Here is a 15,641-nt window from a genome sequence, read left to right on the forward strand (position 1 = left end):
TTATTATGCATTAACAAATTTAGGCAGCATTTTTTCCACATCGGTGTGAGGACGAGGAATCACGTGGATCGAAACAACCTCTCCTACTCGTTTTGCCGCCGACGCACCGGCATCAGTTGCAGCCTTAACAGCACCAACATCGCCACGCACCATAACCGTTACCAACCCGGATCCGATTTTCTCATAGCCGATTAAAGAAACATTCGCAGCCTTTACCATTGCGTCAGCTGCTTCAATAGCGCCCACCAATCCTTTTGTTTCAATCATTCCCAACGCTTCTTGTCCCATGTTCTTACCTCCAGGTGTTTTTTTATTTCAATATACAGAACAATCTGCATATATCCATCGGCTTAAGTAGATTAAGTTATTTAAATTATACGAAAAATCAGTCTTGATGCATGGGATTTAGAAAACCAATAAAAGTAAATTTCCCACATAGAAAATAGTAGTTTGGTAAGATTGCGAAAGCGAAAATTCACCATAATACATTGGCAATTTACTTTAAAGCGCAAAAAAGCAGCTGCCAATTTGGCAACTGCTTTAAATATAAAAGAATCTCACTTATGTAGTTTGTGTTTTTGACGGAACTGACTAGGAGTGATCTTTTCATGTTTCTGAAAAACCTTAATAAAATATGAGGAATCTGAAAAATTCAAAGCAATCGCGATTTTATAAATCGGTACAGTTGTATAAAGCAAAAGGCTTTTTGCCCGGTTGATACGCTGCAGGTTTAAATAGTCTGTAAACGAATAACCTGTCTGCATTTTAAAATAGCGACTAAAGTATTTCTCACTTAAGCCAACTCTTTCCGCCACATCTGATAATTGCATGGTATCAAGATAATGTTCGTCAATATAACTCAATGCTTCCTTAATTCGCGACTTCTCTTCTAAGCTCTGTTCCTCAAAAGAACGTTTGCCTGAAGTAGTTTCAAGAAGTACTTTATCAATACAGGAATACAACATAGCTGGGGAAAAAGGTTTTAATAAATAATCATAGATTTTATATTTTATTGCTTCATGGGCATAGGAAAAGTTATCATGGGCCGTAATAATAATCGTTTTAATCTGAGGATGAAATTTCAATATTTCTTTTTGAGCTAATAAACCACTCATTTCCGGCATTTTTATGTCCATTAAAATAAGCGTGGGCATATAGAGTTTTGCTTTACGAATCGCTTCCGTTCCGGTTTTTGCTTCCTCCAAAACCTGCATAGTAGGATAATTCCGCTCTAACATCTTGCGAAGAGCAAGTCTTTCCAATTCTTCATCTTCACAGATTAGTACGGTATGCATCACAATCTCCTCCTTACTGCTTAGGAATTTTAATACTTACACAAGAATAGCAGTTTGGTTCACTTTCAATAAACAATCCATAATGATTGCCATATAAACGTCGAATCTGATCATGCGTATTCATCAATCCTAACCCAAGACGCGATGAGCTCATAACCCCCTGTTCTTTAAATAAAGCTAAAATTTCTCTTGGAAATCCAACCCCATTATCGGTAACAGTAAGCAGCATCTCTTGACCATCAGAAATTTTCATACCACGAATTTCAACAACTCCACCTTTTTCACGATCTTCAATCCCATGAATAATCGCATTTTCCACAATCGGCTGTAATGTCATTGATGGAATATGCCAGTCAAGTAAATCTGGTTCTATATCAATTAAAAAATCCATCCGGTCACCATAGCGTGTTTTCTGGATTGATAAATAATGGTGAAGATTTTCCAACTCCAAACACAACTTGGGATTTTGATCATTATGCTTAATACTATATCGCAAATACTTCGATAAATCATAAATCAAATGTTCTGTACGAGCAGCCTCTTCCTGAATGGCAATACGAGCAATCGAATTTAACGCATTAAACAGAAAATGAGGATTCATCTGTGCTTTCATTCGCTGCAATTCCTGTTCTTTAGCAATTCTTTGCAAATGCAATCTTTCTTTTGTTTCATTCGCCAATTTTTCCTGGATGATTTTTTTTATACCTGTTTCCGCAAAATAATTAGCCATAAAACTATAAAATTGCAAGCAACGATGCAAATATTCCTCTGTTTCAACTTTAACTTCGAGTAAAGTTTGTGACAATTCCTGTTGGGAAAGCTGAAATTTTTCTGATAACTCCGCTACATTCACTTTGAGTCGATCTTCTTCTTTAATGAGTACTTGACCGCCCAATACGCTCCCTACATGAACACCATTTACAATAATTGGAGCGGTGCAGTCCTTGAGGCCGCAATGGCATGTATACAGTAAAGGTCGTCCGACCTTAAGCGATTGAATACTGGCTTTTCTGTCACATTCTATACACCCCTGATAGCCTTTGGGTGATGAACGTATGAGTTCGCAAAATGATGTAAAATTGCTTAAACCGCCTAATGGAACACCATGGATATCAACAGTTACAACAGAAAAGTCCACGAGTTTCGCCAATTCATTGTGAATCGTATTAAATTCATTAATATCAATTACATTCTCTAATGTTACATCCATTAAATGATCCATCCGTTACAGCCCTCCTCAAACGACATTCTTATAATCGTCGCAATAAAATCGTCAATGTATTGCATAAGCTAACAGTTCTTTCTAGGATTACAAAAACATTATACTATATTTTCAGAATATAAATTATTTTTAATTCATAAACAAAATCAATCAAATTGTGCTAAAAAATTTCATATTATAACCGCAGAGTTGCCTTTTAATCAAAATAAAAAGAAGTCCGGAAGATATTAAAAATATCTCCCAGACTCAATCTTTACACTTTCTCTTTATAAATTATCTATTATGCAACTGCTTATAATTTTCTAATCTTTCCTTAGCATCTTTTTCCGTCTTGGCAAATAGAGCCTCGGCCGCTTCCGGGAATTGTTTTTGCAGCGCTGAATAACGAACTTCTCCCAGTAAAAACCCTCTAAAATCTGCTGTCGGTTCTTTCGAATCAAGTACAAACGGATTTTCGCCCGCTTCCTGCTTCTGCGGATTAAAGCGATATAAAGACCAATAGCCGCTGGCAACAGCTTGTTTCGCTTCTTCCTGGCTGCAACCCATGCCTGCTTTGAGACCATGATTAATACAAGGAGCATAAGCAATAATGAGCGACGGTCCCGGATAGGCTTCCGCTTCGGCAATTGCTTTTAGCGTCTGATTTTTATCAGCGCCCATGGCAATTTGCGCTACATAAATATAACCATAGCTCATAGCAATCATGCCGAGATCTTTCTTTTTCGTCCGTTTGCCAGCGGCGGCAAATTTGGCAATAGCCGCTGTCGGCGTCGCTTTTGAAGACTGACCACCCGTATTAGAATACACTTCCGTATCAAAGACTAGTACGTTCACGTCTTGTCCTGAGGCCAGCACATGATCAAGACCGCCAAAACCAATGTCATAGGCCCAGCCATCACCACCAAATAGCCATTGAGAGCGTTTTACAAGAAAATCTCTATTTTCATAAATCGAGGCAAGGAGTGAATCTTTGTCGTTTTCCTTTTCCAAAGCAGTAATGACTCTGTCAGCTCGTTCACGTGTTCCTTCACTGATGTCCTTTTCCTCTAGCCACTTTTGCAAAGCGCCTTTCAGTTCAGAGCTCAGCGATCCTTGCAGCGCTTGCGCCACGTCAGCGGCGACTTTATTGCGAAGCTGCTTCGCTCCCAGGAACATACCAAGACCAAATTCGGCATTATCTTCAAAAAGCGAATTGCCCCAAGCCGGGCCATGCCCGCGGTGATTCGTAGTATAAGGAACCGCTGGCGTACTGCCTGCCCATACGGAGGAGCAGCCCGTCGCATTCGCTACCATCATCCGATCGCCATAGAGCTGTGTAACTAGTTTAGCATAAGGACTTTCGCCACAGCCAGCACATGCGCCGGAAAATTCCAGCAACGGTTGTTCAAATTGACTACCTTTAACCGTTTCCTTCTTCATCGGATTGGCTTTCGGCGTTAACCCCATAGCATAATCCCATAAAGGTTCCTGCTGTGTCTGTGTAGCAAGTGGCTGCATGATTAAAGCTTTTTCTTTTGCCGGGCATACTTGCGCACAGTTGCCGCAACCCGTACAATCAAGCGGTGACAAAGCCATTCGGAAGAATAGCTCTTTTGCCCCGGTCGCCGGTTTCACGCCAAAGCCCTCCGGCGCCGCTTTGGCTTCTGCTTCACTGACAAGCACCGGACGAATGGCTCCATGCGGACAAACATAAGAACACTGGTTGCACTGAATACAAGAATCAGCCTGCCATTGCGGCACATTAATGGCAATCCCGCGCTTTTCATATGCTGAAGTACCAACAGGATAAGTTCCATCTTCTACAGCAAGGAAAGCACTGACAGGTACCTTATCGCCATCTTGACGATTTACTGGAATAAGAATATTTTTAATAAAATCGGGAACGTCTTGCTTGGCTGCATCTTGCGCTGTTGATTGACTCCAAGCAGCCGGAACTGTGACTTTGACACAAGAATCTACACCGCGATCAATCGCCGCCTGATTCATAGCCACAATCTTTTCGCCTTTTTTCCCATAGGATTTCACTACAGCTTCTTTAAGATAGGCGGCAGCGGCATCGACTGGTATTACATCAGCAATTTTAAAGAAAGCGGCCTGCATGATCATATTAATCCGACCGCCAAGACCAATTTCTTGCGCGATTTTGACAGCATCAATCGTATAGAATTCAATATTTTTTTCAGCAATATACCGTTTCATCGCCGCCGGAAGATACGCCTCAAGCTCCGCTTCATTCCAAGCACAGTTCAATAAGAAACTGCCGCCTCGTTTCAAGCCTTCCAACACATTGTATTTATCTACATAAGATTGATTATGACAGGCAATAAAATCAGCCTTATTAATCAGGTACGGCGCTTTAATCGGCTGCTTGCCAAAACGCAGATGCGAAATGGTAACACCGCCTGACTTTTTCGAATCATAGGCAAAATAAGCCTGCGCGTACAAGTCAGTATGATCCCCAATAATCTTAATAGCGCTTTTATTGGCGCCGACCGTTCCGTCAGAACCAAGCCCCCAGAATTTGCAGGCTTTCGTTCCGGCTGGCGTCGTATCAATATCTTTGCCAATAGGAAGCGAGGTGTGATTTACATCATCAATAATCCCTACAGTAAATCCGTCTTGCGGCGAATCAGCCTTCAAGTTTTCAAAGACACCTTCAATATGGCTAGGAATAACATCTTTGCCGCCTACGCCGCAGCGACCGCCGACAATGACGGGATGCCAGTCGCTGTTATAAAAGGCCGATTTTACATCAAGATAAAGCGGTTCCGCTAAAGAACCCATTTCCTTGGTTCGATCCAGTACGGCAATCTTCTGGACTGTTTTCGGAATATATTTAAAGAAATGTTTAATGGAGAAAGGCCGATATAAATGCACTGCCAACAGGCCCACTTTTTCGCCTTGGCTGTTTAAATAATCGACTACTTCTTCAATAGCTTCGCACATAGAACCCATGGCAATAATCAAACGCTCTGCATCAGGTGCGCCATGATAGTTGAACAGGTGATATTCACGGCCTGTCAGTTTGGTAATTTCCTGCATATATTCTTCCACGATATCAGGCAAAGCTTCATAGTAGCGGTTTGTCACTTCGCGCTGCTGGAAGTGAATATCAGAGTTTTGCACCGTACCACGCAGTACTGGATGGTCAGGATTTAGGCCGCGACGACGAAAGGCCTGAATCGCATCCTGGTCGAGGAGCTCGGCCAGTTCTTCATATTCAAGCACTTCGATTTTCTGGATTTCATGAGATGTCCGAAACCCATCAAAGAAATTGAGAAATGGTACACGCCCTTTAATGGCTGATAAATGAGCTACGGCCGCCAAATCCATAACCTGCTGCACGCTGCTTTCCGCTAGCAGGGCAAAACCAGTTTGCCTTGTAGCCATAACGTCAGAATGATCGCCAAAAATACTGATCGCATTAGCGCCAATTACGCGAGCGCTCACATGAAAAACGCCTGGTAACAGTTCACCAGCAATTTTATACATATTCGGGATCATCAACAACAAGCCTTGTGAGGCTGTATAAGTTGTCGTCAAAGCCCCAGATTGCAGCGAGCCGTGCACCGCACCAGCAGCACCGCCTTCTGACTGCATTTCCACAACTTCAACCGTTTGGCCGAACAAGTTAGTTTTCCCTTGCGCCGCCCATTCGTCAACACTTTCCGCCATATTCGATGACGGCGTAATCGGAAAAATTGCCGCTACGTCGGTAAAGGCATAGGAAATATAAGCTGCTGCTGTATTGCCGTCCATGGTTTTCATTTTTCGCGTCATAGTTTTCGCCTCCCCATTTTCACTCTAAGGATCATACGATTTTTGCATAGTACTGATGTTGTTCCATCAGTTGTTCAATAAACTGAATTTGCTCGTGATCCGCTGTTTCTAATTCTAAGTCCACATTCGCGTGACCTAACGGCACGTGGCGATTTTCTCTTTGATGGGTCACATTTAAAACATTAGCGCCTGTTTCGGCAATCAATTTTAACAACTGCCACAATTCCCCGGGTTTATCAGGAATAATAATATTAAAGACAACCTTACGACCTGATTTTGCCATTCCTTTATTAATGATGCGTGACATCATCGTTACATCAATATTGCCGCCGCTCACAATCGCAGCAATTTTACGATCTTTATAGTGGCTCAATCGATGAATTACAGCAGTGGCAGCAGCAGCTCCCGCTCCCTCCGTAATCGTTTTAACACGTTCTAACAGCAACAAGATCGTGCTGGCAATTTCTTCTTCATCCACTGTCACAAGTTCATCTACATACTGCTGGATAAGCGAAAAAGTTACATCACCAGGCGTTTTTACAGCAATCCCATCAGCAATCGTCGGCTTCCCATTATAAGTAATAATTTTCTTTTGAGCGATTGATTCTACCATAGAAGGCATATTTTGAGTCTGCACGCCAATAATTTTGATCTTCGGATTCACTTGTTTTACGGCTGAAGCAACCCCGGCAATTAAGCCGCCGCCCCCCACAGGAACAACGATCGCTTCTACGTCAGGCATATCTTCTAAGATTTCCAAACCAATCGTTCCCTGACCGGCAATTACTTGTGGATCATTAAAAGGATGAATAAAGGTCAACTGATTCTCCGCTTGAATACGCTGCGCTGCCGCAAAAGCTTCATCATAAACAGTTCCTTCCAGTACCACTTTGGCTCCATATCCCCGTGTAGCATTCACCTTAGATAAAGGAGCTGTTTTCGGCATAACTACCGTTGAAGGAATCCCTAAAAGAGTGCCGGCCAAGGCGGTTCCTTGCGCATGATTTCCTGCCGAAGAGGCAATAATGCCATGGCTGCGTTCTTCCGCGCTCAAATTTGCAATTTTATTATAAGCGCCTCTCAGTTTAAAGGAACCTGTGCGCTGTTGGTTTTCCATTTTTAAATAAACACGATTGCCTATCAAATCACTTAGTGTATTCGTATAAGCTAACTCAGTCCGTACGGCAATTCCCTGCAGCGTTTCCTTAGCCCTTTGAATCGCTTCTAATGAAACAGTCATTGTACCCTCTCCCTATTTTTTATGACTTCCGGCTATTAATTCTATTTCAACCAAGACGCCTTTAGGTAAAGTAGCGACACCAACACAAGAACGAGCTGGCAATTTTGCGTTAAAATAGCGGCCATACACAGCATTCACAGCAGCAAAATCGCTCATATTCGTAAGAAAAACAGTCGTTTTCAACACATCATCAAAGTTCATTTCAGCGGCTGCCAGTACCTGTTTTAGATTTTCTAGCACCTGAACTGCTTGCGCCTCAACATCGCCACTAACAACCTCACCTGTTTCAGGCTGAATCGCAATCTGTCCTGAAGTAAACAAAAAATCGCCAAACCGTCTAGCTTGTGAGTAAGGGCCAATCGCCTGTGGTGCTTTTTCTGTTGCAATAATTTCTTCCATTTTATCCTCCCTATAATCATAAGTAATTTTATTTTATAAGATGAAAGCATCTTATAACTTCTATCCAATAAAAAATTATTATAATAAAAAATTTTTACTACTATTTTATAAAAAAAATACGCTACGCCGGAACCAAAGCACTTCTAGCATGATTTGACTTCTAACACTATTTTGCTGCCAAATACCGATAAATCGTGCTTTCCGACACTTGCAGCCTGCCAGCCACTTTACTAATAGCACCTTTTATTTTAAAAATACCATTCATATTCAATTTTTGCACAATAGTAACTTTTTCTTCTATAGACATCCGATCCATAGGAATATCATAAGTATTAATAATTTTATCGACAGCAGATTCTACTACATTTTCTATAGAAGAATGCAGCGACTCTACAATTTTTTCATTTTCGTGAACAAAGTTGTGCTCTTGTACCATCGTCTCACTGCCTTGATTTCCCAGTAGCGTTTTAATCACACGATCTGTCATATCTTTTACACTGGGTTGATCGGAAGAAATTAAAATATTGACACATAACATACCAATCAATGCGCCATTGATATCTTTTAAAAAATAGGTAGACGAGCGTAGCTTTTCGCCACTATCAGTACAACTCAGATAATTCACAACAGCATTTTGCTTCAGATACGCCTTGCTTTCCAGCATTTCCAGACCAAAATCTGTCAGTGGACACCCCAAATAACGACCACTTATATATCCATTGCGAACGGCAACTACTGAATTTTGTACGTCTCCCGTATCGTGAAGCAACACTTCACAGTGAGGACCGATAATATCAGCTATAAAATTCACCAATGGAATATACATATCAATTTGTTTATTTGATTGCATCATATTCGCTCCAATTTAACCACATTTTAGAATTTCATTTCATAGAATTCTATTCTAAGAGAACATTATTCTATTCTAAGATGAAATAACCCTCCTTGCAACGAAAATGTGTTGTGCAAAAAAACAAATATTTTCACAAATGCTTATAATAGAAGAAAGCAGAGTTGCAGCCTAACTGCAAAATCAAGTCACGAGCCCCGTTTTACTAAAATCAAAGCTGCAACTCTGCCAAAATCAAGAAATCGCTGTATATTGCTACTTATTTTTCAACAGTTTGTACTTTGATTTCGCCTCGTTCAGGAACTTGGCGCTTGCCAATTCCCAGGCCAAAATAGAAAGCAGTCATGATTGTACAGAACACCAGACCAGCAATTAAGCCGCCTCGCGTATCATTATTGATCCACATGCCCACAAGAACTAAGCATAAGAAGGCAATAGTCACATAATTACTGATAGGAAATAATGGCGATTTAAAAGGATGCGACCCCATTTCTTTCGCCCATTTTTTTCTAAACTTCAACTGACTGATACAAAGAACAATCCATGGAGCCATACCTGGCAGAATACTGGCACTGTAAATATAGACAAACAATTTAGAGTTAGGATAAACATAGTTAAACAATACACCAAGTAATAAACAAGCAATCGTAATTTTGATACTATTAGCAGGTACACCGCTTGGCGACACCTTTTTCAAAAATTGTGGCGCTTGGCCATTTTCCGCCAAGACATATAACATACGGCTCGCACTGTAAATACCACTATTACAGCCAGATGCAGCAGCTGTGAGTACAACAAAATTAATAAGACCGGCGGCAGCTGTAATACCAATTTTAGCAAAGGTAACAACAAAGGGACTACCGATTGTTCCAATCTGATTCCAAGGATAGATGCAGACAATAACAAAAATTGCACCTACGTAGAAAATTAAAATTCGCCAAATAATATTTTTTATGGCACTTCGTAACGTTTTTTGCGGATTTTCGGCTTCGCCAGCCGTAATGCCAACAAGTTCTACACCCTGATAAGCTGCAGTTACTAAACATAAAGCAAATAAAAATCCTTCCAAACCACCTGGGAAGAATCCACCATTATCAAATAAATTACTAATCCCAATTGCTTGCCCGGCATTGCCAAAGCCAAAGAAGATCATACCAAAACCAATGACTAACATAACAACAATCGTTACTACTTTGATAATAGCAAACCAAAATTCAAACTCACCATAAAACTTAACAGCCGCCAGATTTGCTCCAGCTACAATAGCGACACCGACTAAAGCAGGTATCCACTGTGGCAAGTCAGGAAACCAATAATTCATATAAATACCAAAAGCTGTTACCTCAGACATCCCGACTGTAACCCAGAGAAACCAGTAACACCAAGCCGTAATATAGCCAGCCCAGGGACCAATATACTTATGACCATACGTCGCAAAGGATCCGGTAACAGGTTCTAAGTACAGCATTTCTCCCATGATCCGCATAACCACAAACATAGCAAGACCAGCTAATGCATAGGCCAATAGTACTGATGGACCGGCCCATTTAATCGTGCTAGCAGACCCCATGAACAAACCGACTCCGATTGTTCCCCCTAGTGCGATTAATTCAATGTGGCGCGCCTTTAGCCCCCTGGTTAGCTCTTTTTCTTCCATTGCTTTTCCTCCCATACAATTAGTTAACCTAAAATTCCCTTTAGGCTTTTATATTTGCGATATGGTAGTATCGCGAAATATCGCTTAAAAACAGCTTTTTTATGTGTTACTCTGTAAACTATTTTCAGAATATCTTTTATATTTAAAATTATTCTATTAGTATGATAAAATACCTCTTCCTATAATAAAAATTTTTTATTATCTTTAATTACAATAGAAGATAAGAAAAATCCTCTCAAAATTGCTGAGAGGATTTATTTTACTAAACGCACCATGTTTACAAGGTTTTGTTAAACTAATCCCAACCAATGCCAATAAGTAAAGATAACCAAAACAAGCACGCCTAACGAGATAATAGTAAGGGGAATCTCCACTTTTCCTAATAATCCAGTTCCTTGTCAACTCTCTATGTAGGAAAAAATTAAAAATGCTAGTCCTTAATGCAGGATAATTTTCCGATCCTATTGAACTAGCAAACTAATAAATCTTTTCCGTGTTAGTTTGAATTTCCAATACTACACTTCTCCGTAAAACAAACAACTCTTTTAAATTTATTGTTGTTTGTTTAAAATTTTATTTTTGCAGAGGATGATACATCATGAAAAGGTCAAATGAAGCAACCTATAAAGTCATTGCTCTGGATATTGCTAAAAAGATCATGACCGGCGAATATCCTATCGGAACTAAAATCTCTGGGCGTTCTATCCTGTCTAGCCAATATAACGTTTCACCTGAAACAATTCGCCGGGCAATTATTCTATTAAAAACAGAAAAAATCGTAGATGTGTCGCGTGGTAAAGAAATTATTGTTATCTCATCAGATAATTGTTCTTCCTTCATTGAGCAACATCACACCCAAACGTCCACGGTTTCGTTGTATCAAAAACTTGATACAACTTTCAAGAAAAAACAACTGATTGATCAGGAATTAAAAGATACCTTAGATCAAATAGCAACGTACTTGAAGTACATGAAATACTCAGATCTGTTAAATCCAGTTGAAGTCACGATTCCGTTTCGCTCCCCTGTCATTGGCAAGACAATTCAAGATTTAAATTTTTGGAAACACACCAAAGGAACTATTGTAGCTATTGTACAAAACAATATCGCCACGACTTCGCCTGATCCTGATTTGATCTTAAATGCAGGCGATAGCATCGTCGCTATTGGCCCCGGAAATTTAAAAGAAGTGATTTCTGCTTTTATTTCCCCACCGCCTAAGCCGAAACAAACTTACTTGAAAAAAGCATTTTCTGTTCTTAGCACAGCTTTATTAGTAACCGAAGAGTCCGCTCTCCTCGGAATAGATTTTGGCGAATTTGGTAGTTTATCTTATCGGTTCATCAATGGCTTTATCTCTTAAAGCCTTGGCTATACAGACAAAAAGTTAGGCCTCACCGCAAATTGCTGTGAGGCCTAATTTTACTAAAAAATCTATTCAATAAGCGCGTATTGTATGGATAAGTTCGATCTCCCTATCAGCCTTGCTTCCCTTAAGATTTTTGTGAAACAAAACGGATGTCCAGCGGATTTCGATCTACGAGTCGAGCATAGCGATATTTAGGATATCCGACCATAATGGCCCCAGTGAATGTTTTACTTTCGGGCAAATTTAGCAACCTTAACAAGGCAGGATAGCCTGATAGTGCACATAGTTCAACTAATCCGGCATAACAGCTTCCCAACCCAAGAGTGGGTGCATATAATTCCGTATAAGCAAAGGAGAAGTGCGTATTGTCTCGTCCATTTGCGAAACCCTGATCAGCGACTGCAATGATAAGACAGGGCGCTTCTCGCAAGATAACATCTATCCCGGTATCACGGTAGCTCCTCACATAACCCTGGAAACGTTTCGCTCCTTCATAGTCCTGCTGAATCCGTTCTTCCATCCAGTCAATGGTAAGAGCACTAATTTGTTGCAGTGTTTCCTTATCTTCAATGACAATATAAGAAACCCCTTGAGAATTACTTGCTGTTGGTGCAAACCTGGCAATATCCATAAGGTTTAGTAAGAGATCTCTGGGTATCGGTTCTTGTTTATAACTGCGGATGGAACGTCTTGACCTAAGAAATTGATAGGCCGTTTCCCTATTAATTACCGGAAGCTCCTGTAACGAAATCTGGCCGGATAGCGGCTTCGTGGCATGTTCAAGTGCTACCGTGGGGCAAATAGCGACACACTGACCACAGTTCATACAGTATTCAGGGTGAACTGCTTCAGGCCATTGTGGATTCATTTCGATGACACGCCGCGGACAGATCTCCCTGCACATGCCACATCTCACGCATTTTTCCAGATCAACTTTGATTAGTTCCAAGCTTATCATCCCCTTCTTTCGCCTTAAATCGTTCTTCCTCTATCATCGCTATAAATAGTTTGACTAACTTTAGATCGAATTGAGTACCAGCGCAACGCTCCAATTCTTTTATTGCATATTCAATGGAATGCGCTTCTTTATAATTGCGTTTATGAATAATAACATCAAACGAATCAACTATGCTAATGATTCGTGATAAAATAGGAATCTCTTCTCCCTTAACGCCTTGGGGATAGCCCGTTCCATCGAATCTTTCATGATGACATAGTATTTCTTTAGCAACATGGGACAAACCAGGCGTGGCCATAGCAATCCGATAACCGATTTCAGTGTGCTGTTTCATAATTTTCCATTCGTCCTCGGTCAACGGTCCTGGTTTTAACAAAATATTCTCTGGGATTCCTATTTTCCCAATATCATGAAGTAAGCTCAGTAATTCCAACTCATTTAATTGATTCTGCGATAAATTTAATTTTTTCCCTAATTGAGTTGCTAATTCTTTAATTCTCCGTGTATGAGCTTCCGTTTCTGCATTTTTCTCATAGAGAGTTTGTTCTAGCGATACAATCGTCGCATTACGCACACTTTTTTCTTCCAGTAATTTATTACGATACATTCTTTCTTCTGCTAAATTCATGACAGCTTCTACATCATCTAGCTCTTGACTGGATGCATAGCCTAAAGCCATCGTAATTTTAAAACCGAAATTTCTTATTAATGAGCATTCCGCTTGAAATTTAGCAATGATCGCATCTACATAAAAATCATCTTTATTGCAAATCAAGATAATAAATTCGTCGCCACCCCATCTAGCTATACTATCATCATGATTACATACACTTACTAAAAGCGCTGCAATCTGTTGAATCAATTGATCTCCTGCTTGATGACCAAAGGTATCATTGACAAGCTTCAAGCCATTTACGTCACCCATAATAATATGATATTTTAACCTATTATTAGTTTTAATCGCATCAAACTTTTCCTCGATATAAGCTCGATTACGAAGATTTGTCAATTTATCATAGTAACTTAAATGAAGTATCTTTTCTTCGTATTCCATTCTTTTTGTCACATCAAAAAACATACTGACAATTCGAATAGCCTGTCCATTTCGGTCTCGCTCTATTACCCGACTTTTATGAAGTACCCAAAACTCCCTTTTTTCAGCATTAATAAGTTTATATAAAGCCTCAGCATAGTTTTGCTTTCTACGAATTAATTTTACAAATAACCGCTTCACAGTTTGCTTAAAAGCAGGATGAACCGACTTCATGTATTGCCCAAGGGGATCTCCCATATTGTGTTCATTTGCACAAATAAAGTGACTCCATTTCGGACTTATATAGTACTCTTTAGTCTGCAAATTATATTCAAAATATCCTTCATTTGTTGCCTCAAAAATTGATCGAATCCTTTCATTTATTTTATTTTTCATCGCATTTGCCACTGCAATTTCAGCCAACATATGATTGATCGCCCAAGCAATTTTAGCAATTTCATCTTTTCCAGAAATAGCTAAGCGCGACTTATATTCTTGTTTCTTTGTCACCCCATCAATAAATTGGTGAATTTGATTTAATCTTTTCAAAAAATACTTATGTATCACCAAAATCAAAACTAAAAAGACCAAACTTACCAATGCAAATACAATAGCGGTGAAGATTAATATGTAATGCTTTCCTAAATGATAGTCATACCGCGGCATAATGACTTTTACTAAAATATCCGGCTTTCCTAAAAGATCTGTTATCTGCCGATAAGCAGTAATAAAATCCTCATCTCGATCAATGTGGTCTTTCTCTTTATATTTTCCCGTATAATCATACATTTCTATTTTCGCTTGACTAACTGAATTAATATAATAAAAAAGTGCATTGTCGAGCACTCGCCCGACAATTAACATTCCATTACTTAAGCTTTTCTCATCTGTTGTAGTAATTGGCGAAAAGGAAACTAGAAAAATTTGTCCGCCTGCGCTCAAGATGCCTGAACGCACATCAGAATTATTTACAGGAATAAACAAAACATTTCTCTGAAAAAGAATTTTACTTATGATTAAATCTTCTAATTCAGCTGTCATGTTTCTATTAAGATTCTTTCTAATTTTCCCCTGTGCATCAATGAAAATCATAAAATTCAAATGTAAGTGCTGCATTGTCTCTGCCTGTAAATTCGCTTTTTCATACTCTGCTACGCCTTTACCGTCTAGATAAGCATAGGTATCATCCCATTGAGCCCAGTCTAAATTGGTTCGCTTTAGATCTGATTCCTCATGATTCAAAATTAATTCAAGATTCTTATAAGTAACATCTATGTGCTGCGACTCCATATCTTTCACATAATCCTGCACAATAAAGCGCATTATCCCTGCAGTCAAAATACTAACAAGTAAGCAGCCAATAATTGAAATAGCAAGCATTTTATGATTAATACTGATAAATTTCATGGACTCTTTCCCCCAGCAGATTATTACTTACTAAATGGCGCTTAAAGTAAGAATAAAGTCGTTACTGAATAGAACCAGCCCATAAACAAGATTTTCAATAAAAATCACAGATCGCAAACTTTTTTTGTTTTGGTCGATTCTAAAATAAAGTTAAATACAAAAAAATTCGTAGTGACTTTTCTGTATATGCAAAATGGATTTTCCAAAAACCATAAGCAAAGCTACGCGAATCACTAAGAACTGCCATCATTATATCAAAATAGATTCTGAACGTAAATGTATCCAACCTTTAGAAGTGATGCTATAAATTGGCAATTTTCTAATACACAAACAATAATCCCAGTTCTAAAGAAACTTAAAACTGGGATTATTCCTATTTATTATTTAAATACTCTCGACACACCAAGCTCACAAATCAATAGTCCATCCTG

11 protein-coding genes are annotated in these 15,641 nt (G+C 39.4%); 1 reads left to right on the forward strand and 10 read right to left on the reverse strand.

Translation table 11 applies throughout. The annotated features are described in order from the left end of the window. Nucleotides 1-3: 3 nt before the first annotated feature. From eutM to AC0MXB_RS12100, 8 genes are all read right to left on the reverse strand, one after another. Entirely contained in the window at nucleotides 4-288 is a 285-nt protein-coding gene (gene eutM, locus AC0MXB_RS12065) for an ethanolamine utilization microcompartment protein EutM (protein ID WP_474039936.1), read from the reverse strand. A gap of 269 nt (nucleotides 289-557) precedes the next feature. Then, on the reverse strand, nucleotides 558-1,295 hold the full coding sequence (locus AC0MXB_RS12070) for a response regulator transcription factor (protein WP_474040072.1): 738 nt from the start codon (nucleotides 1,293-1,295) through the stop codon (nucleotides 558-560). 13 nt (nucleotides 1,296-1,308) lie between these two features. Then, nucleotides 1,309-2,517, reverse strand: coding sequence for a sensor histidine kinase (locus AC0MXB_RS12075; protein WP_474039937.1), 1,209 nt, complete (start codon nucleotides 2,515-2,517; stop codon nucleotides 1,309-1,311). A gap of 273 nt (nucleotides 2,518-2,790) precedes the next feature. Next, nucleotides 2,791-6,297 (reverse strand): pyruvate:ferredoxin (flavodoxin) oxidoreductase, encoded by a 3,507-nt coding sequence (nifJ, locus tag AC0MXB_RS12080; RefSeq protein WP_474039938.1) that lies wholly within the window; start codon nucleotides 6,295-6,297, stop codon nucleotides 2,791-2,793. Nucleotides 6,298-6,328: 31 nt separating this feature from the next. Continuing rightward, nucleotides 6,329-7,537, reverse strand: coding sequence for a threonine ammonia-lyase (gene ilvA / locus AC0MXB_RS12085; RefSeq protein ID WP_474039939.1), 1,209 nt, complete (start codon nucleotides 7,535-7,537; stop codon nucleotides 6,329-6,331). 12 nt (nucleotides 7,538-7,549) lie between these two features. Beyond that, nucleotides 7,550-7,936 (reverse strand): RidA family protein, encoded by a 387-nt coding sequence (locus AC0MXB_RS12090; protein WP_474039940.1) that lies wholly within the window; start codon nucleotides 7,934-7,936, stop codon nucleotides 7,550-7,552. Between the two features lie 166 nt (nucleotides 7,937-8,102). Beyond that, nucleotides 8,103-8,789: a helix-turn-helix transcriptional regulator gene (locus AC0MXB_RS12095; RefSeq protein ID WP_474039941.1), complete on the reverse strand. Its 687-nt coding sequence runs from the start codon at nucleotides 8,787-8,789 to the stop codon at nucleotides 8,103-8,105. Nucleotides 8,790-9,045: 256 nt separating this feature from the next. After that, nucleotides 9,046-10,443, reverse strand: a complete 1,398-nt coding sequence (locus AC0MXB_RS12100) for an amino acid permease (protein ID WP_474039942.1) — start codon at nucleotides 10,441-10,443, stop codon at nucleotides 9,046-9,048. 598 nt (nucleotides 10,444-11,041) lie between these two features. On the opposite strand from AC0MXB_RS12100, the gene AC0MXB_RS12105 reads away from it, so the two are divergent. Next, complete coding sequence (locus AC0MXB_RS12105) at nucleotides 11,042-11,806, forward strand: GntR family transcriptional regulator (RefSeq protein WP_474039943.1); 765 nt, start codon at nucleotides 11,042-11,044, stop codon at nucleotides 11,804-11,806. 130 nt (nucleotides 11,807-11,936) lie between these two features. Here the strand turns inward: AC0MXB_RS12105 and AC0MXB_RS12110 are convergent, their stop codons facing one another. Both AC0MXB_RS12110 and AC0MXB_RS12115 read right to left on the reverse strand, forming a co-directional pair. After that, nucleotides 11,937-12,770 carry a nitroreductase family protein gene (locus tag AC0MXB_RS12110; protein WP_474039944.1) on the reverse strand — a complete coding sequence of 278 codons (834 nt, stop codon included), beginning with the start codon at nucleotides 12,768-12,770 and terminating at the stop codon, nucleotides 11,937-11,939. Next, nucleotides 12,742-15,210, reverse strand: coding sequence for an HD domain-containing phosphohydrolase (locus AC0MXB_RS12115; RefSeq protein ID WP_474039945.1), 2,469 nt, complete (start codon nucleotides 15,208-15,210; stop codon nucleotides 12,742-12,744). The genes AC0MXB_RS12110 and AC0MXB_RS12115 overlap by 29 nt, the downstream gene beginning before the upstream one ends. Nucleotides 15,211-15,641 lie beyond the last annotated feature (431 nt).

This window comes from Pelorhabdus sp. sgz311001 (assembly GCF_055901755.1).

Excerpts from the sequence above, each read along its gene's own strand:
- AC0MXB_RS12105 (WP_474039943.1), top strand. The coding sequence starts at position 11,042 with ATGAAAAGGTCAAATGAAGCAACCTATAAAGTCATTGCTCTGGATATT.
- AC0MXB_RS12075 (WP_474039937.1), bottom strand. The coding sequence starts at position 2,517 with ATGGATCATTTAATGGATGTAACATTAGAGAATGTAATTGATATTAAT.
- eutM (WP_474039936.1), bottom strand. The coding sequence starts at position 288 with ATGGGACAAGAAGCGTTGGGAATGATTGAAACAAAAGGATTGGTGGGC.
- nifJ (WP_474039938.1), bottom strand. The coding sequence starts at position 6,297 with ATGACGCGAAAAATGAAAACCATGGACGGCAATACAGCAGCAGCTTAT.
- AC0MXB_RS12110 (WP_474039944.1), bottom strand. The coding sequence starts at position 12,770 with ATGATAAGCTTGGAACTAATCAAAGTTGATCTGGAAAAATGCGTGAGA.
- ilvA (WP_474039939.1), bottom strand. The coding sequence starts at position 7,537 with ATGACTGTTTCATTAGAAGCGATTCAAAGGGCTAAGGAAACGCTGCAG.
- AC0MXB_RS12070 (WP_474040072.1), bottom strand. The coding sequence starts at position 1,295 with ATGCATACCGTACTAATCTGTGAAGATGAAGAATTGGAAAGACTTGCT.
- AC0MXB_RS12090 (WP_474039940.1), bottom strand. The coding sequence starts at position 7,936 with ATGGAAGAAATTATTGCAACAGAAAAAGCACCACAGGCGATTGGCCCT.
- AC0MXB_RS12115 (WP_474039945.1), bottom strand. The coding sequence starts at position 15,210 with ATGAAATTTATCAGTATTAATCATAAAATGCTTGCTATTTCAATTATT.
- AC0MXB_RS12100 (WP_474039942.1), bottom strand. The coding sequence starts at position 10,443 with ATGGAAGAAAAAGAGCTAACCAGGGGGCTAAAGGCGCGCCACATTGAA.
- AC0MXB_RS12095 (WP_474039941.1), bottom strand. The coding sequence starts at position 8,789 with ATGATGCAATCAAATAAACAAATTGATATGTATATTCCATTGGTGAAT.